A 20,781-nucleotide genomic window follows, 5' to 3' on the forward strand; every position below is an offset into this window, starting at 1 on the left:
GTACGTCGCACCTGGGCTTCGATCAGCCCGTGCAGCGTGTGGTGCAGGTCGTAGTCCCTGGCCGTGGCGTTGAACGCTGCCAGTACCCGCTCGCGCTCTGCGGCCTGCAGCACTGGCAAGTGCTGCACGCAGCGTTCAGGGGCTTGCTCAAGCGCCGTCACCAGCGCCTGCAGCACGTGCTGCATCTGCCCGCAGATGCGCGCTGCACCCACCGCCGGCGTGGTCGTGGCCACCAGGCGGAAGGCCTGGCCTACATCGTCCACGTTCAACCCCAGGGGGTAGTTGCTGCGTTCCTGGCTTTGGCCGATGGTGATGCCTGCGCTCGCCGCTTTCTGGTCGGCGCTGGCTTGGGTGCTGTGCCGGTAGTTGAGCATGGCGCTGAACAGCGGCTGCGGCGCGGCCACGCCACTGCAGCGTTGGGCCAGGGCCAACGAGGCATGCTCGTGGGCCAGCAGTTCGCTGAGCTGGCGATGGGCCGCCCGCGCAGCGGCCTCGACGGGCATGCCCGCCAGGTCGATGCGCAGCGGCAAGGTGTTGATGAACATGCCCAAGGCCCGCTCGGCACCCTCGCCGCCCTGCAGACGGCCCAGCAGCACGGTGCCGAACACCACCGTGCCCTGCCCTGTGGCTGCACTCAACAGACGCGCCCAGCCCAGGTGGAACAGGCTGGCGGCGCTGATGCCCAGGCGGCGTGCCTGGCTGCGCAAACGAGCGGCCAGGGTCTCGTCAAGCCACAGCGTGGCGTCCTCCAGCGCCTGGCCATTGCCCTGCACATCACTCAGGCCGAAGGGCAAGGTAGGTTCCTCGACCGCGCCCAGCTGCGCCCGGAAGAACGCTTCGTGCTCGGCCTGGCTCATGCCCAGGCGCGCCTGGGCCACATAATTGCGGTAAGGCACCGGCGCCTGGTCGGGCGCGTCATCGCCCTGCAAGTAGGCGATCAGCTCCTGTGCCACCACCTCCATGGCCGTGTGGTCCATCACGATGTGGTGGAACTGCAAGGTGGCCTGCACTTGCTGGTCATGGCCTGTCGAACCGACGACCAGGCGCATCAGCGGTGCCTGGCCAAGGTCGAATGCCGGTGGAGGCCCGCCTGCGGCGTCTTGTGCCGGTAGCACGGCCAGCGAAGCGTGGCGCAGCACCACCTGCACAGGTTGGGGCAGGCCTTGCCAGAAAATGGCTGTGCGCAGCACATCGTGCCGGGCAATGACCTTGTTCAAGGCCGCCACGAAGTTGTCCAGGTGCCCACGAGTCTCGAAAACGAAGCGTGACTGCAGCACATAGGGGTCGTGGCCGTCGGCACTGACATGGTGGTAGAGGATGCCTTCCTGCAACGGCGCCAGCGGGTAGATATCCTGGACGTTGCCGGTGCCCCCTGGCACCTGGGCAACGATGCGCGCGATGGCGCCGTCATCGAGCGCGATCAACGGCAGCATCGCCGGGGTGATCTGTTCGCAGCCAGGGGCGATCAGGTTGGCCGGCACCGTGACCCCGCGCGCTTGGCCCAGGGTACTGGCCAGCGCCGCGATGGTCGGCTTGCCGAACAAGGTACGGACATCGACCTGCAGGCCTTCGCGGCGCAGCCGCGCGGTGAGGTTGACCGCCAGCAACGAGTGCCCGCCCAGTTCGAAGAAGTTGTCGTGACGCCCCACCTGCTCGACCCCGAGCAAGTCAGCCCAGGCCTGGGCCAGCGCGGTTTCTACAGGACCTTGTGGTGGCTCATGGCCTTCGCCGGCCCGGTGCAGCACGGCAGGCTCGGGCAGCGCCCTGCGGTCGAGCTTGCCGTGGCTGGTCAAGGGCAGCACATCCAGGCGTGTAAAGGCCTGGGGCACCAGGTGCATGGGCAGGCTGGCCAACATGGCCTGGCGCAGCGCCTCCACGTTGACCGGCGCGGTTTCGGTGAACCAGGCCAGCAGCCTGTCATCACGTACCAGCACCACGGCATCGCCAACCCCTGGCTGGGCAGCCAGCGTGCATTCGATTTCGCCCAGTTCCACACGCACGCCGCGCACCTTGACCTGGTCGTCGTTGCGGCCCAGGTACTCCAGGGTGCCGTCCGCTCGCCAGCGCACCAGGTCACCACTGCGGTACATGCGAGCATTGCCTTGAGGGCTGTATGGGTCGGGCAGGAAGCGCTCGTGGGTCAAGGTCTCGCGCTCGAAGTAGCCGCGTGCCACCCCTGCGCCCCCAATGTACAACTCGCCCACCGCACCCAGCGGCACCAGTTGGCGATGGGCATCGAGCACGTAGACCCGGGTATTGGCGATCGGCGTGCCGATGTGCAGCGGCGCGCCAGCGGTCAGGGCCCCGGCGGTGGCAACCACCGTGGCTTCGGTCGGCCCGTAGTTATTGACCACCTTGAAGCCCGGATCACGCTCGAACTGACGCAGACGGTCACCGCCGATCAGCAAGGTCTGCAAAGTCGGGTGCTGATGCTCGCGGCGCAGCGCCTGCTCGGCCACCGGGGTAGGCAGGAAGCTCACCGCCAGCGGTTGTTGCAGCCACCAGTCGATCAGCTCATCCACGTGTTCGGCGCCGATGTGCGCAGACGGCACGTGCAAAACGGCCCCGGCGCACAGGGCCGGCCAGACCTCCCAGGCCATGGCGTCGAAGCCAAAGCCTGCAACGGTGCTGGTGTGGGTGCCGGGGCCTACGCCAAAGGCGTCGCAGTGCCAATGCACCAGGTTGGCCAGGGTGGCATGTTCGACCATCACCCCCTTCGGTCGCCCGGTGGAGCCGGAGGTGTAGACCACATAGGCCAGCTGGTGCGCATCGAGCCCGTTCACGCAGGGGTTGAAATGCGCTTCGCCCTGCCAGTCGTCCTGGTCCACGACCGTGCAATGCACAGCGCCCATCCGGCCCTGGGTGACATGGTCCACCAGCACCGTTTTCGGGGTGCTGTCATCGAGCAGGTAGGCGATACGCTCATCGGGATAGGCTGGATCGATCGGCACGTAGGCCGCCCCGCACTTGAGCACGGCCAGCAGGCCAATGAGCCGCTGCGGGTTGCGCGCCAAGCACAAAGCGACGCGATCACCCAGGCCTACGCCCTGCTCAATCAGGTAATGCGCCAGGCGGTTGGCGCTGCGGTTGAGTTCGCCATAGCTCAGCACGCATCCGTCCTGCACCAGCGCAGCGGTTTGCGGCGCGCGGGCCGCCTGGGCTTCGACCAGCCCATGCACGGTTTGCCCTTGAGGGAAGGCTTTGTGAGTGGCGTTGAAGCCCTGCAACAGCTGCGCCTGCGCTTGAGCGTCAAGCACCGGCAGCATGGCCACTGGCAGACCCGCCCCGGTGTCTGCGCCTGGCTGACGCACCTGCTCAAGCGTGACCACCAGAGCGGACAGTACCTGATTCATGGCACTGGCAACTTGCCCAGCGTCGATCCCCGCCTGGGCCAGCACACTCAGGCTAAAGCCCTCGCCCAGGTCATCGACGCTCAAGGTCAGCGGATAGTTGCTGCGCTCTTCGCCCCCGAGCAGACGCACGCCCTGCATGGCCGCGCTATGGCTGCCGTCGGCGGCGCTGCTGTGGCGGTAGTTGAACAAGGCACTGAACAGCGGCAGCGAGCCGGCCACCCCACTGCAGCGCTGGGCCAGCGCCAGGGACGCGTGCTCGTGCATCAGCAGCGCGCTCAGGTGCTGGTGAGCAGTGCGCACGGCCTCGACCAGCGGCACGGACAGGTCGATGCGCAGCGGCAAGGTATTGATGAACACACCCAGCGCCCGGTCGGCCCCTTCGCCGCCATGCAGGCGGCCCATCAACACGGTGCCAAAGACCACGTCACTGCGGTTGGCCAGTGCGCCCAGCACCCGCGCCCAGGCCAGGTGCGCCAGGCTGGCGACGCTCACGCCCAGGTGACGGGCCTGCTCACGCAACCCCCGGGCCACGCGGGCATCGACGCCCAGGCGCGCCTCCTCGATGGCGTGCCCTTCGCCTTGCACGTCGGCAAGGCCCAGCGGCAAGGTGGGTTCGTCCACATCGCCCAGCATCTGGCGGAAGAACGCCTCGTGCCCCGCCTCGTCGGCCCCGAGCAGGGCTTGGGCCACGTAGTTTCGATACGGTGCCGGCGCCGTCAGCGTGTCACCCTGCCCGGTCATCAGTGCCTGCATCTCGCTGGCGATGACCTCCATGGCCGTGTGGTCCAGGGCCAGGTGGTGGAACTGCAAAATGGCCACCACGCGCAGGTTGCGCGGATCGGGCGCGTACACCAGGCGCATCATCGGCGCCTGCGCCAGGTCCAGGCGCTGCTGGCGGGCATCGAAACGCGCCTGCAAGGCTTGCAGCACGTCAGTCTCGTCCAGCCCGTCGACGGCGCTGACCGTCATCTGCGCTTTGCGCCATACCACCTGCACCGGTTGCGCCAGGCCTTCACTGAGCACGGCCGTACGCAGAATGTCGTGGCGGTCGATCACCTGTTGCAGCGCCGCTGCCCAGCGTTGCAGATGCGCCAGGCTGTCGAAGGCCAGGCGCGATTGCAGCAGGTACGGGTCACCCTGCTCGGCACTCAGGTGATGGAACAGAATGCCTTGCTGCAGCGGGGCCAGGGGGTAGATTTCCTGCACGTTGGCGGCCCCGCCAGGCACGCTGGCCACGATGTGGTCGATGCTGTCCTGATCGAGCGTGATCAGGCTGAGCATCTGCGGCGTGATGCGCTCGGCGTGCGCTGGCACGCGGTTATCAGGCACATGCAGGTCGCGGTCCTGGCCCACGGCGGCGGCCAGGGCTGCCAGGGTAGGCTGGGCGAACAGCACACGCACGTCGGCGCCCAGGCCGGCTTTGCGCATGCGTTCAACCAAGGTCACGGCCAGCAGCGAGTGCCCGCCCAGTTCGAAGAAGTGATCATGCCGACCCACGCGCTCGACCTTGAGCACCTCGGCCCAGAGACTTGCCAAGGCCACCTCGATCTCCCCCTGCGGGGCCTCGAAGCCACGGGTCACGACCGCGTCGAGGCCAGGCGCCGGCAAGCCACGCCGATCACGCTTGCCATTGGCGGTGAGCGGCAATGCCTCAAGCTGGACGTAAGCGGCCGGCAGCATGTAGTCGGGCAACTGTGTCTGCAAACTGGCGTGCAGGTCGGCGATCAGGGGCGCGGTAGCGTGGGCCGTAAAGTAGGCCACCAACCGTTTGTCGCCCGGCTGGTCCTCGCGCAGCAGCACAACAGCTTCCCGCACGCCTTCGCACGTGGCCAGGCGCGCCTCGATTTCACCCAACTCGATGCGGAAACCACGCAGCTTGACCTGCTGGTCGGCACGCCCCAGGTAGCGCAGGGTGCCGTCTGCTTGCCAGGCCACCAGATCGCCGCTGCGGTACAGCCGATCCTGCGGCCGACCGCTGAACGGATCGGCGATGAAGCGCTCGGCCGTCAGCGCGGGCTGGCCCAGGTAACCCAAGGCTAAACCGTCCCCGCCGATGTACAGCTCGCCGACGGCCCCCACGGGCAAAAGCTGCTGGTGAGTGTCCAGCACGTAGCAACGGGTGTTGCCGATCGGCCGGCCTATGGGCAGGCTGCCCGCCTCCACACGGGTCATCTCAAAGGTGGTGGTAAAGGTGGTGGCTTCGGTCGGCCCGTAGCCGTTGAGCATGTGCGCCGGTGCACCGTCTCGCAGCACCCGGGCCACGACGTGCGGGTCCAGCACGTCACCCCCGACCATCAGGTAGCGCAGGCGTGCGAAGGCCGGCAGCAAGGCTTCGGCGAACTGATGGAACAGGCCGGCGGTGAGCCACAACACACTCACCTGCTGGGTCAGCAATGCATCGCGCAACCTGTCGTGCGCCAGCACCTGGTCCTGATCGATGACCACCACCGCACCGCCATTGAGCAGCGGCGCCCACACTTCCAGGGTGCTGGCGTCGAACGCCGGGTTCGAGGCGAAGGCGACACGGTCCTGGGCGGTGAACGTCGCAAAACCGTTGTTGATGACCAAACGGGCAATGGCCCGATGGGGCACCTGCACACCCTTTGCCGCCCCGGTGGAGCCGGAGGTATACATCACGTAGGCCGCGCTCTGGGCTGAAACCTCGAGGCGCGGCGCCTGCGCCGGCTGACCGGCGAGATCACAGCGGTCCAGGTCGATACGTACGGCACACGGCAGCGCGGGCTCGTGGCTCAACGTCAGCAGCACGGCGGCCCCACTGTCTTGCATCATGTAGGCCTGGCGCTCCACGGGCGCATAGCTGTCCAGCGGCACGTAGACGGCGCCGCAGGCGCTGACGGCCAGCTGCGCCGCCAACAGGTCAAAGCTGCGTGGCAATAGCAGTGCCACGCTGTCCCCCGGCGTCACGCCCAGGTCCAGCAGGTGGTGGGCTAGACGGTTGGCATGCCCCTCCAGCTGGGCATACGTCCATTGCTGCTCGCCATGCATCACGGCGCAGGCACCAGGCGCACGCTGGGCCTGTGCGCTGAACAAGGCGTGCAGCGGTTGATCGCGTGGATAGTCGCGCACGGTCGCGTTGAAGCTGTCGAGCACCCGTTCGCGTTCACCCGCCGGTAACTGCGAAACCTGCCACAACGGCGTACCGGGCGCCTGCTTAAGGGCCTGCGCCAGTTGGCTCAGCGCATGACCCAGCAGCCTGCAGACCTGCTGGCCATCGACCTGGGCCACGGCCTGCACGGTAAGTGCCATGGCATCGCCCACATCGTCTACGTTGACCACCAACGGGTAGTTGCTGCGCTCCACCGCCGCCACCTGCTCGATGCCGTTCCAGGCCTGGCTCAAGCCCTGCTGGGCCGGTGCGCTGTGGCGGAAGTTAAGCAGGCTGGTGAACAGTGCTTGTGAAGCCGGCACGGCGCTGCAACGCTGGGCCAAGGCCAAGGATGCCTGTTCGTGGGCCAGCAGGCTGGCCAGCCGCTGGTGGGTCAGGCGCACGCCATCGGCGACATTCGCCGCGCCCGCGCTGACGCGCAGCGGCAAGGTATTGATGAACATGCCCAAGGCGCGTTCGGCGCCTGCGCCGCCCTGCAGGCGGCCCAGCAGGACAGTGCCGAACACCACCTCCTCGCGGCCGCTGAGCTGCGCCAGTACCTGCGCCCACCCTTGGTGCACCAGGCTGGCCACGCTCACGCCCAGTCGACGCGCTTGTTCGCGCAGCTGCAAGACCACCCCGCCTTCGATCCACTGGCGGGTCTCGAACACCTCGCCGGTACCGGTATCGGCGTCATGCAAGCCGAACACGACAGTCGGCTCGTCGATATCGCCCAACAACTCACGGAACAGCGTCTCGTCAGCCTGAGGATCGGCGCCAAGGCGTGCCTGGGCCACATAGTTGCGGTACGGCGTGCTGGCGTGCAGCACCGGCTGGCCTTGCAGCACAGTGGTGATTTCCGCCACCAGCTGCTCGACCGCCGCATGGTCGAGGATGATGTGGTGGATGAGCAGCGTTGCCTGCACCGCTTGCCCAGAGGGCGCTTGCACCAGGCGCACCAGCGGCGCCTGGGTGAGCGTGAGCCCCTCGCCAGGCGTGGCAAGTTGGCTGGCGAGCGCAGGCGTGTTTCGCCACACCACCTGCACAGGTTCTTCGAGCGCGTGCCAATGGATGCTGGTGCGCAGGATGTCATGGCGAGCGATGACCACGTCCAGGGCAGCGGCGAACGCGTCCAGCTGCGCCTGGTCGGGGAAGCTGAAGCGCGCCTGCAGCACGTAGGGGTCGCGGTCTTCGCAGGCCAAGTGGTGATAGAGGATGCCCTGCTGCAAGGGCGCCAGGCCGTAGATGTCCTGAATGTTCTCCACGCCGCCGGGAATCTGCGTCACCAACGTGTCGATGGCCGCTTGCGAAAGATCCGCCAGTGGCAACAGGTCAGGCGTGATACGGGTGCAGTCAGGCGTGATCACGTTGGCCGGCACGACGACGCTGCGCTGACGACCCAGCGCGGCAGCCAGCGCTTGCAGCGTCGGCTGGCCGAACAACACCCGGATGTCTGCTTGCAGCCCCCGCTCACGCAGGCGCGCCGTCAGGGTGACCGCCAGCAGCGAATGGCCGCCCAGCTCGAAGAAGTTGTCCTGTCGGCCCACACGGTCCACACCCAGCAGTTCGGCCCAGAGCGCCGCCAGCAAGGTTTCGGTCTCGCCCAGTGGGGCTTCGAAGACGCGCTCCTGGGTCACGTCAGGGGCAGGCAACGCCTTGCGGTCGAGCTTGCCGTTGGGGCTTAGCGGCAAAGCCTGAAGGTGCATGAACAGCGCCGGTACCATGAAGTCCGGCAATTGGTGCAGCAAGGCCGTGCGAAGCGCGTCCACCTTTTGTTCGGCTCCGGTGTAATAGGCAATCAGGCGCTGGTCGCGGGCGATGACCACGGCCTCCTTGATGCCCGCGACAGCCGTCATGGCCGCTTGGATTTCACCCAGTTCGATACGCAGCCCACGCAACTTCACCTGATCGTCGTTACGGCCCAGGTATTCGAGGTTGCCGTCCGGCAGGTGCCGCGCCAGGTCGCCTGTGCGGTACAGCCGCCCGCCTGGGCGCTGACCGAACGGGTCATCCAGGAAGCGCTCGGCGGTCAGTTCGGGCCGGTTCAGGTAACCGCGGGCGACCTGCACGCCACCGATGTACAGCTCGCCGGCCACGCCCTGCGGTACCGGCTGGCCTTGCTCGTCCAGCACGTACAGGGTGGTGTTGGCGATGGGCTTGCCGATTGGGGTGTTGTCGGGTGCGCTCACGCAGTGCCAGGCACTCACATCCACGGCGGCTTCGGTCGGGCCGTAGAGGTTGTGCAACTCAACATCCGGCAGTTGCTGGTGGAAGCGGCGCACGAGGCTGCCTGGCAGTGCTTCGCCGCTGCACACCACACGCTTGAGCAAAGGCGCGCACCAGCCTGATTCGATGGCCGAGAGGAACACGTCCAGCATCGACGGCACGAAGTGCAGCGTGCTGACACCTTCAGTATCGATGACCTGTTGCAGGTACTGCGGGTCGCGGTGCCCGCCGGGCCGGGCCATGACCAGTTTCGCACCGGTCTGCAATGGCCACAGCAGCTCCCAGACCGAAACGTCGAAGCTGAACGGGGTCTTCTGCAGCACAACGTCGTCGGCACCCAGCGCATAGGCGTCCTGCATCCACAGCAGGCGGTTGACCACGCCGGCATGCTCGTTCATCACGCCCTTGGGCAAGCCGGTCGAGCCTGAGGTATAGATGACGTACGCCAGGTGCTGCGGGGTGAGCCCCGGCACTTCCGGGTTGGTGGCAGGCAGTTCCAGGCTCAACGGCGCGTCCAGATCGATCACGACGCCGTGCTCGGGCACATGCCGGGTCGCCGCGTGCACCAGCACCGCCACCGGGTCGCTGTCGGTGAGCATGTGGCGAATACGCTCTGCCGGGTAATCCGGATCGACCGGCACATACGCGCCGCCCGCCTTCAGGATTCCGAGCAGCCCCACCATCATCGACAAACTGCGTTCAACGCAGATCGCCACGCGATCATCGGGTGTCACGCCCAGCGCGATGAGGTGGTGAGCCAGGCGGTTGGCCTGGGCGTTGAGCTGCTCGAAGGTCAGTTCGCCCTCCTCGGCGCTGACGGCGATGGCCTGCGGGGTGCGCTGTACCTGATCTTCGATCAGTCGATGCAGCGTGTGATCGAGCCCGTACGCCTTTTCGGTAGCGTTGAAACCTGCCACCACGCGTTCACGCTCATGGCTTTCGAGCACGGGCAATTGCTGCACGGGCAACGTGGGGGTGCGTTCAAGCCCGCTCAGCAGCGCTTGCAGCACCTGTTGCACCTGCCCGCAGATGCGCTGCGCGCCGATCTGCGCAGGTACGGTGGCCACCAGTCGGAAAGCCTCGCCCAGATCATCCACGTTCAGGCTCAGCGGGTAGTTGGTGCGCTCCTGCCCGTCCACCACCTCGATACCCGCCCAGCCTTCGCCGCGATCGGCACCCGGCTGGGTGCCATGGCGATAGTTGAGCATTGCGCTGAAGAGCGGCTGCGGCGCCGCGACGCCACTGCAACGCTGTGCCAGCGCCAGCGAGGCATGCTCATGGGCCAGCAGGTCGCTGAGCCCCTGATGCACGGCCCTGGCCGCATCGACCATGCCGATGGCCTCCAGGTCCACACGCAGTGGCAAGGTGTTGATGAACATCCCCAGTGCCCGCTCGGACCCTTCTCCGCCCTGCAGGCGCCCCAGCAGCACGGTGCCGAACACCACGCGCGTTCTGCCACTGGCAGCCCCGAGCAGGCGGGCCCAGGCCAGGTGGAACAATGATGCAACGCTGATGCCCAGGCGCCGAGCTTGTTGGCGCAAGCCGGTGGACAGCGCCTCGGGCAAGACCTGCCTGGCCTCGTCCAGGTCGCGGCCGTCGCCTTGTACGTCATCCAGGCCATAAGGCAAGGTCGGCTCGTCGATCTCACCCAGTTGCGCGGTGAAGAACGCCTCATGGGCGCGCTGATCGACCCCCAGCCTGGCCTGGGCTACGTAATTGCGGTAAGGCACCGCAGCATGAGCCGGTGCGGGGGCACCGCTGAGCAAGGCTGTCAGTTCTTCGCCCACCACCTCCAGCGCCGTGTGGTCCAACACGATGTGGTGGAACTGCAAGCTGGCGTCGATGCCGTTCTGTCCCTGGCTGTACACCAGTCGCAGCAGCGGCGCCCGCGCCAGGTCAAGGGTGGCAGTGGCCGACAGGTCAGGCACGGCGTCCACGCTCAGGCGCGCCTGGCGCACCACCACCTGCACCGCTTGCGGCAGCCCTTCCCAGAAGATCGCCGTGCGCAATACATCGTGGCGGGCGATGATCTGGTCCAGTGCAGCGGCAAAGGCCTGCAGCCGTTGCTTGTCGCTAAAACGCAGGCGCGTGTGCAGCACGTAGGGATCATGCTCGGCCGACAGGTGATGGTAGAGGATGCCCTCCTGCAACGGCGCCAGGGGGTAGATGTCCTGCACGTTGGCTGCACCGCCCGGGACCTGCGAGACGATCCGCGCAATGCAAGCCTGGTCCAGCTCGATCAGGCTGAGCATGTCGGGGGTGATGTGCGAGCAGCCGGGCGGGATGCGGTTCTCGGGCACCTGGACCTGACGGCTGGCAGTGAGCGTGGCAGCCAGGGCAGCCACGGTCGGCTGGCCGAACAAGGTGCGCACATCGACCTGCAAGCCTTCAAGGCGCAGCCGAGCAGTCAGGGTGACGGCCAGCAGCGAGTGGCCACCCAATTCGAAGAAATTATCGTGTCGGCCTACCTGCGCCACCCCCAGCAATTCGCCCCACAGACGGGCCAGCAGGGCTTCGGTATCACCCACCGGCGCCTCGAAGGCCCGTCCCTGCACCACGCTGTCCGGGGTGGGCAGGGCCTTGCGGTCGAGCTTGCCGTTCGGCGTCAGCGGCAAGCGATCCACGTGAATGAACACCGCAGGCACCATGTGCTCGGGCAAGTGCTCGAGCACGCCCTGGCGCAGTGCCTCTGGGGCCTGCGGGTCACCGGTGTACCAGGCAGCCAGGCGCGTACCGTCCACCGCCAGCACTACGGCGGCGTGCACGCCAGGCAGGCGCTGCAGGCAGGTTTCGATCTCGCCTGGTTCGATTCGCAGGCCACGCAGCTTGATCTGCTGGTCGAGTCGACCAAGGAAGACCAGCTCGCCCTGAGCATTCAGGCGCACCAGGTCGCCACTGCGGTAAAGCCGCTCGCCCTCGACGAAGGGATTGTCGAGGAAACGCTCCGCCTGCTGCTCGGGCAAGCCCAGGTACCCGCGCGCCACGCCAGCACCGCCTATGTGCAGGTGCCCGGCAACGCCTGGCGGCACCGGTTGGTCGTGTGCATCGAGTACATACAGGCGGGTATTGTCCACCGGGCTTCCGATCGGCAGGCCAGCGACGGGGATGGCGGCAGAGGGCTGCAGCGTCCAGGCGCTGCAATCGACCGTGGTCTCGGTGGGGCCGTAGACGTTGTGCAGACGCACCTGGGGCAACTGCTCGCGCACTTGCGTGGCCAGCGCATGGATCAGCTCACCGCCGCCGCACACGATGTCTGTCAAGCCTGAACACAGGCGGCTGCCTGGGTGATCGAGGAACTGTTGCAGCAGCGCAGGCACGAACTGCACCACGGCCACGCTCTGCGCCTGGATCAGCCGAGCCAGGTAGTCCGGGTCGCGCTCGCCCAACGGGCGGGCCAGCACCAGGCGCAAGCCGCTGCACAGTGGCCAGAACAGCTCCCACACCGAGGCGTCGAAGCTGATCGGCGTCTTGTGCAGTACAGCCTGGGTCCCCGCGAGCGGCCACTGCCCTTGGCTCCAGTGCACCAGGTTCACCACGTTGCGGTGCTCGACCATGACGCCCTTGGGCAGCCCGGTAGAGCCGGAGGTGTAGATCACGTAGGCCAGGTTGCGTGCTGTGAGCCCAGGCACCTGGGGAGCCAAATGCGCTTGCTGCGCCCACCGGGCGGTGTCCATGTCCACCTTGGGCGCCTGGGTAGGCAGCGCCAGGTCGGCAGTGGCGCGATGCACCAGCACCGCGCGTGGGCCGCTGTCGCGCAGCATGTGGCCAATGCGCTCGGCGGGATAACCAGGGTCGATCGGCACATAGGCCGCGCCAGCCTTGAGGATGCCCAGCAGACCAACCACCAGCGCGACACCGCGCTCAAGGCAGAGCGCAACGCGGTCGTCGGGCTGTACGCCCAGCGACAGCAAATGGTGAGCCAGACCATTGGCCTGTCGATCGAGCTCGGCGTAGCTCAGCTCGCCGTCCTCAGCGACCAGCGCTATGGCCCGCGGGCTGCGCAGGGCCTGCGCTTCGAAAAGACCGTGCAGGGTCTGGGTCAGGTCATGTGGACAGGCGCGATGGTTACCCAGTACCGCTGCGCGCGCCGCAGGGTCAAGCAGTGACAGGCTGTGCACCGGTAGCGCCGGGCGCCGTTCAAGCGCATCCAGCAGCTCGACCAGTACATGCGCCAATTGCTCGCACAGTGGGCGGGCGCCGATGGGCCTGCACACCTGGGCGGTGATGCGCAGCCCTGTGCCCAGGTCATCGACGTTGACGCTGATCGGGTAGTTGCCATGCCCGCCGGCCGGCAGCACCTCGATACCCTCAAGGGCCTGGTCGCGCGCCTGCTGCTCTTGCTCGGTCGCGCCGTGGCGGTAGTTGAGCATCGCGCTGAACAGCGGCGTGGGTGCGGCCACGCCGCTGCAGCGCTGGGCCAGCGCCAGCGAGGCGTGCTCGTGGACCAGCAGCGCAGCCAAGCGCTGGTGGGTCAGCTGCACCGCTGCCCGTACGTCGAGCCCTGCCAGGTTCAGGCGCAGCGGCAGGGTGTTGATGAACATACCCAAGGCCCTGTCGGCGCCCTCGCCGCCTTGCAGGCGCCCGAGCAGCACGGTGCCGAAGACCACGTCGTCCTTGCCACTGGTGGCCGCGACCAAACGCGCCCAGGCCAGATGCACCAGGCTTGCGGCGCTCACCCCGCACTGGCGGGCCAGCGCCCGCAGCCGTTGATACTGCTCAGTGGCCAAATCGGTACTGGCCAGCTCGAAATCACCGCCTTCATGCTGCAGATCGGCAAGCCCATAGGGCAGCGTCGGCTCTTCGACATCGCCCAGTTCGGTCCTGAAGAACGCTTCGTGCTCGGCCTCGCTGATACCCAGCCGGGCCTGGGCCACGTAGTTGCGGTAAGGCACCGGCGCCCCTGCCGGCGTCTGGCCGTGCAAGTGATCGCGAATTTCTGCCAACACCACCTTCATGGCGGTGTGGTCGAGCACGATGTGGTGGAACTGCAGCACGGCCTGCACGCCTGCCGCGTCATGGATAGGCAACAGCCGAATCAGCGGCGCCGAGGCAAGCTCGATACGTTGACCAGCAAGCATCGCGTCGTTCGAGGTCACCTCGATCAACGCCAGGCTCGCCGAACGCTGCACCACCTGCACCGGCTGGGGCAAGCCATCCCAGAGCACCGCCGTGCGCAACACATCGTGGCGGGCCACCACCTGGTCGAGCGCCTGGGCAAAGGCATGCAGCCTTTGCCGCGAATCGAAGGTGACCCGCCATTGCAGCAGGTACGGGTCGGCATCGTCTGCACTGAGGTGGTGATAGAGAATGCCCTCCTGCAGCGGCGCCAGTGGGTAGATGTCCTGGACGTTGGCCGCACCGCCGGGGATCGCAGCAACGATGCGGTCCAGCGCAGCCTGCTCCAGCGTCAGCAAGGGCAGCATGGTCGGGATGATGCGGGTGCAGTGGGCCGGGATACCGTTGGCAGGGATTTGGACCTCGCGGGCTGAGCCCAGCGCCCCGGCCAATGCCGCCACCGTCGGTTGCCCGAACAACACGCGCACATCCAGGGCCAAGCCTTGTTCGCGCAGCCGCTCGATCAGGCTCACGGCCAACAGCGAATGCCCGCCCAGTTCGAAGAAGTTGTCGTGCCGGCCGACCTGCTCCAGGCCCAGCACGTCGGCCCACACCTGGGCGATGATCGCCTCGGTTTCACCCAGCGGGGCCTCATAGCCCTGCTGGACCAGGTCCTGGGGCTGTGGCTCGGGCAGCGCGCGACGGTCGAGCTTGCCATGGCTGGTCAGGGGCAGCGCCTGGATGCGGATGAAGGCCTGGGGCAACAGCTGACCAGGCAGGCATGCCTGCAAGCCTTGACGCACGGCACTCACCTCGACAGGAGAGGTCTCGGTGAACCAGGCCAGCAAGCGTTCTCCGCGCACCAGCACCACGGCATCGCCGACGCCGGGCTGCGCCCGGAGCGCGGCCTCGATTTCACCCAGCTCCACCCTGACGCCACGCACCTTGACCTGGTCGTCGTTGCGGCCCAGGTAATCAAGCGTGCCATCGCTGTTCCAGCGCACCAGGTCGCCGCTGCGGTATAGGCGGGCGTTGGGAAGGCGGCTGAACGGGTCACGCAGGAAGCGCTCTGCGGTCAGGTCCGGCCGGTTGAAATAGCCTCGCGCCACTTGCGAGCCACCAATGTAGAGCTCGCCGGTGACCCCGACCGGCACAGGCTGGCCCAGGTCATCGAGCACGTAGACACGGGTATTGGCGATGGGTATGCCAATGTGCAGGGCTGCGCCGGGTGCCAACGCACCCGAGGTGGCAACCACGGTGCACTCGGTGGGGCCGTAGTTGTTGACCACGGTGAACCCTGGGTCCTGCTCGAACTGACGCAGGCGATCGCCGCCCACCAGCAGGGTGCGCAACGTGGCGTGCTGGTGTGGGCGGCGCAGCGCCTGTTCAGCCACAGGGGTCGGCAGGAAACTGACCGTCAGGGGTTGTTCGAGCCACCAGTCCAGCAACGCCTCGACCTGCTCGTTGCCCAGGTAGGCCGGCGGCAGGTGCAGCGTGGCCCCCGCGCACAGGGCGGGCCAGACTTCCCAAGCCATGGCGTCGAAACCGAAACCGGCAACGCTGGAGGTGCGTGTGCCCGCCTGCACGGCGAACGCCTGGCAGTGCCAGTGGACGAGGTTGGTCACGGTGTGGTGCTCGACCATGACGCCCTTGGGCTGGCCGGTGGACCCTGAGGTGTACACCAGGTACGCCAGGTCATTGGCAGTCAGCCCCGCCACGTGCGGGTTGTCGGTAAGGCTCAGGTAAGCATCCGGCTGGTCGAGGTCGATGCGGCGCACGTGCGGCGGCAGGCCGCCAATGTCGGCCTGGGCCAGCAACAGGGCCGGCGCGCTGTCTTCGAGCAGGTAGGCGATACGGCTGGCCGGATAGGCCGGGTCCACGGGCACGTAGGCGGCCCCGGCCTTGAGCACGGCCAGCAAGGCGACGATACGGTCCAGTGTGCGATCAAGGCACAAGGCGACGCGGTCAGCCCTGCCTACACCCTCTGCGATCAGCCGATGGGCCAACTGATTGGCGCGTCGGTTGAGCTGGGCGTAGGTCAGGGTCAGGGAGCCCTGGCACACCGCTGTGGCATCGGGCACCGCGGCAGCCTGGGCCTCGATCAGCGCATGTACGGTCTGGCCCTGTGGGTACGCTTGCGCGGTCAAGTTGAAGCCGCCCAGCACCTGCTCGCGCGCCGCATCGTCCAGTATGGACAGGCGCTGAACGCTGGTTTGCGGGTCGTGCTCCAACGCCCGAACCATCTGCGCCACGGCCATTGCCATCCACTCGGCGACCCGCGCCGCGCCGATGTCGATCAACGCCAGCACATTGAAGGTAAAACCATTCCCCAGGTCGTTGACGCTGAGGGTGAGCGGGTAGTTGCTGCGCTCCTCTGCCCCCAGCAGCTGTACGCCCTCCCAGAGGCCGTCACCTGCCTGGGCGGCCGGGTCGGCGCTGTGGCGGTAGTTGAGCAGTGCGCTGAACAACGGCGCCCCGGCAGCCACGCCGCTGCAACGCTGGGCCAGTGCCAACGACGCATGCTCGTGGGCCAGCAGGGCCGACAAGTGGCGGTGCGTGGCCAACACGCCTTGTTCTACCCCGGCGGCGGTATCGACACGCAGAGGCAGGGTGTTGATGAACATGCCCAGTGCGCGGTCGGCGCCCTCGCCGGCTTGCGAGCGCCCCATCAGCACTGTGCCGAACACCACATCGCTGCGGTTGGCCAACACCCCAAGTACACGGGCCCAGGCCACGTGCATCAGGCTCGCAGCACTGACACCCAGGCGCCTAGCCTGGGCACGTAGGCCCTGGGCCAGGCCGTGGTCGAGCGCCAGCAAGGCGTGCTCGATGCCAGCACCGTCGCCTTGCACGTCGGCATGACCGAGCGGCAGGGTGGGCTCATCGACATCAGCCAGCAGGGTCTTGAAGAAGGCCTCGTGGGCGGCTTCGTTGCCCAGGCAAGCCCGGGCAACGTAATTACGGTATGGCACGGCCGGCGGCAGGGTATGCCCTTGCCCGAACAGCAAGGCGCGCATCTCGTACAGCACCACGTCCAGGGCCGTGTGGTCCAGTGCCAGGTGATGGAACAGCAACACGGCCACCACCCGGTGATTGTCAGGGTCCAGGCTATAGTGCAACTGCGCCAGGGGTGCCTGGCTCAGGTCCATGCGGTGATGGCGGGCATCGAAGCGCGCCTGCAACTGGTCGATGCGCGAGGTGCCCGAATCCTCGTGCAGGTCGGTCACCTCGAAGACGCCCAGCTCGGCCTTGCGCCACACCACCTGCAGCGGCTGCGCCAAGCCGTGACTCAGGACAGCGGTGCGCAGAATGTCATGTCGGTCGATGACCTGTTGCAGGGCGCCGGCCCAGGCCAGCAGGCGCTCGATGCTGTCGAATGCCAGGCGTGTCTGCAAGAGGTAGGGGTCGCCCTGCTCTGCGCTCAGGTGATGGTAGAGCACGCCCTGCTGCAGGGGTGCCAGCGGATAGATTTCCTGCACGTTGGCCGCGCCGCCTGGTACCTGAGCAGTGATGCGGTCGATCAGGTGCTGCTCCAGCGTGATCAGGCTGAGCATGTCGGGCGTAATGCGCTGCGCGCCCGTCGGCACGCCATTGGCCGGCACCTGCAAGGCCGGGCTATCGCCAACCACAGCGGCCAGGGCGGCGACGGTGGGCTGGGCGAACAGCATGCGCACGTCCACCACCAGCGACGCCCGGCGCAGACGCTCGACCAGCGTGACCGCCAACAACGAGTGCCCACCCAGCTCGAAGAAGTTGTCGTGGCGCCCTACCCGGTCGACCTGCAGCACGTCGGCCCAGATCGCGGCCATGGCCGTTTCGGTCGGGGTGTTCGGGGCTTCGAAGGCGCTGGCAGCAAGGCTTGAGGTGTCCGGGGTTGGCAACGCCCGGCGGTCAAGCTTGCCATGGCGGGTCAGCGGCAATGCATCGAGGCAGGTCAGTGCCGCGGGCACTAGTTGCGCAGGCAGACAGGCCTGCAACGCCTCGCGCAGCGCCAGCGCTTCAAGAGGCCGAGTTTGGGTATACCAACCCAGCAGTCGGCCGTCGCGCACCAGCACCACGGCGTCTTCGACACCAGGCTGGCACTTGAGCGCCGCCTCGATTTCACCCAGCTCAACGCGCACGCCGCGAATCTTCACCTGGTCGTCGTTGCGCCCGAGGTAATCCAGCGTGCCGTCGGTGTTCCAGCGTACCAGGTCACCGCTGCGGTACAGGCGTGCCCGAGGGTCATCGCTGAACGGATCCTTGATGAAATGCGAGTGCGTCAGTTCGGGGCGGTTGAAGTAGCCCCGCGCCACCTGAGCGCCCCCGATATACAACTCGCCTACGACGCCCACGGGCACCGGTTGCAGGCCTGCGTCCAGCACGTAGACCTGGGTATTGGCGATCGGCGTACCGATATGGAGGGCACCGCCTGGGCGCAGTCGTCCAGAAGTGGCGACCACGGTGGTTTCGGTCGGGCCGTAGTTGTTGACCAATGCAAAGCCTGGATCGCGCTCGAAGTGGCGCAGGCGATCGCCGCCCACCAGCAGGGTGCGCAAGGTCGGGTGCTGGCGCTCGCGGCGCAGCGCGTGCTCGGCCACGGGCGTTGGCAGGAAACTCACCGTCAGCGGCTGCTCCAGCCACCAGTCGAGCAGCGCCTCGACATGCTCATTGCCAACATCCGCCGGCGGCAGGTGCAGCGTAGCCCCGGCGCACAGGCAGGGCCATACCTCCCAGGCCAGGGCATCGAAACCGAACCCGGCCACGCTCGAGGCGTGGCCGTGCTCGTCCAGCTCGAAAGCCTGGCAGTGCCAGTCCACCAGGTTGACCAGGGCACGGTGTTCGACCATTACGCCCTTGGGCTGGCCGGTCGAGCCTGAGGTGTAGACGAGGTAGGCCAGTTGCCGATTATCCAGCCCCGTGACCACAGGGTCGTGTGTCGGGGCGTCGGTAGGGGGATGGTCCAGATCCAGGCGCGGCACGCCAGTGGGCAGGCCTTCGATGCCGGACTCGGCCAGCACCCAGGCGGGTGCGCTGTCGGTCAGCAAGTAGGCGATGCGGTCTGCGGGGTAAGCGGGATCGACGGGCACGTAGGCCGCACCGGCCTTGAGCACCGCGAGCATGCCGACCAGCCTGTTGGCATTTCGCGGCAGGCACAGGGCGATGCGTTGGCCTGGCTTCACACCTTCTCCCAGCAGCCGGTGGGCCAGTTGATTGGCCTGCTGGTTGAGCGCCGCGTAGCTCAGCACCTGGCCGTCCTGACGCAGTGCGATGGCCTCTGGCGCCACGCGCGCACGGGCTTGGATCCGTGCGTGCACAGTGTCGCCCTGCCGATAGGTGCAGGCGGTGTCGTTGAAGCGACGCACCACCTGATCGAATTCCTGCGGCGGCAGTACGGCCACGTGCTGCAAAGGCGTGTCGGGCTCGTGTTCCAGGGCGTGCACGAGATTGGCGAGCACCTGCTCGAACTGCTGGCTCAGGCGTGCGGCATCCCATTCAGGCAGGCTTTGCACGGTCAGGCGCAGGTCGTCGCCCAAATCGTCCACGCTCACCGTCAATGGGTAATCGGTACGCTCCTCGGCGCCGACAATGTCGATACCCGGCGCGACAGGAATGATCTCGGCGGCGTCGCCGGCGTCGCTGTGACGGTAATTGAGCATGCTGTTGAACAAGGCCGTGGGCGCAGCCACCCCGCTGCAGCGCTGAGCCAGGGCCAGGGACGCTTGTTCGTGGGCCAGCAAGCCGGTCAGACGACGGTGGGTGTGCAACAGGCCGTCCTTGACCCCCACCTCTGTCACGTCGATACGCAGCGGCAGCGTGTTGATGAACATGCCCAATGCCTGCTCGCCGCCCTCCCCGGCGGTCATGCGGCCCAGCAATACGCTGCCGAACACCACCGTCTGACGCCCGGCCAGCTGCCCTACCCACCGGGCGAAGCCCAGGTGCAGGACGCTGGCTGGGCTGACCCCGAGCTGCCGGGCCTGTTGACGCAGGCGACGGGCCAGAGGGGTCGGCAAGGTCAGGCGGGCTTGCTGCAGAAGCTGCTCGGGCTTTGCCTGGGCACCGAAGGCCAGGGTCGGCTCGTCGATATCGGCCAGCATGTGCTCGAAGAACTGGGTGTGGGCTTGTTCGTCCAGGGCCTGGCGGGCCGCCGCCAGGAAGTTGCGAAACGGCGTCGGCGCGGGCAACTGCGCGGCCGTACCGGCCAAATGCGCCTGGATTTCCCGGCGCACGATATCGAGCGCCGTGTGATCCATGATCATGTGATGGAAGGTCAGCACTGCCACCCACGCCTGCCCCTCACCCTGGGCTTGGGCCAGTTGCATCAGGGGTGCCTGGCGCAGGTCCAGTCGATAACGGCGTGGGGCGAGGTGGTCGCACAGCTCGGTCAGTGCGCCGTGGCCTTTGAACGGCAACGCTTCACGCACCAGGGCCGCTTCGCGCCATACCACCTGCACGGGCTCGTCCAGGCATTCCCAATGTACGGCAGTGCGCAGGATGTCGTGGCGCTGTATGACCGCTTGCAGGGCGTCGGCGAAGGCATCGAGGTGCGCCTTGCTGGCGAAACGCAATTGCACCTGCGACAGGTAGGGGTCGCCGTCCTGGGCCGACAGGTGGTGGTACAGCATGCCCCGCTGCAGGGGTGCCAGCGGGTAGATGTCCTGTACGTTGGCCGCCCCGCCCGGCACGCTGTCGACGATACGGTCAATGGCCGCCTGGTCGAGGCTGACCAACGGCAGCATGTCGGGGGTGACGCGAAATGCCGGGCTGAGCCAATCGTCATCCTGACTTGCAAGCATCTCCAGCAAGGCCGGCTTGTGCCGGGACAACGCCTCCCACAGGGGGTCGTCCAGCGTCTGGTCATCACCCAGGACGATCAGGTCCTGGTCTTCACGCTGCAGACGGATGGGACGGGTGGAAAGTGCGTTGATCAGTTCGCTGAAGTGCATCGGTAAGCATCCTGCTTTGCCTGGAAGGGTTGATGGCCGACACGCTAAAGCAACGCGACCGGCCGGTCTGACATGGGAAGTGGGGACAACCGCGCAAACGATTGCCGGGGCC

Annotated in this window: 1 protein-coding gene (only partly in view); it reads right to left on the reverse strand. The window is 67.1% G+C overall.

Annotated elements, in window-relative coordinates:
• Window positions 1-20,669: the 5' portion of a non-ribosomal peptide synthase/polyketide synthase gene (locus tag FH041_RS06455; protein ID WP_140174277.1), read on the reverse strand. Its footprint begins 1,684 nt before the window's first position; the window shows 20,669 of its 22,353 coding nt (coding positions 1-20,669); it begins with the start codon at window positions 20,667-20,669; the stop codon falls past the left edge of the window.
• Window positions 20,670-20,781 lie beyond the last annotated feature (112 nt).

Origin of the sequence: Pseudomonas sp. SWI7 (assembly GCF_006351945.1) — a bacterium.
Lineage (GTDB): Bacteria > Pseudomonadota > Gammaproteobacteria > Pseudomonadales > Pseudomonadaceae > Aquipseudomonas > Aquipseudomonas fulva.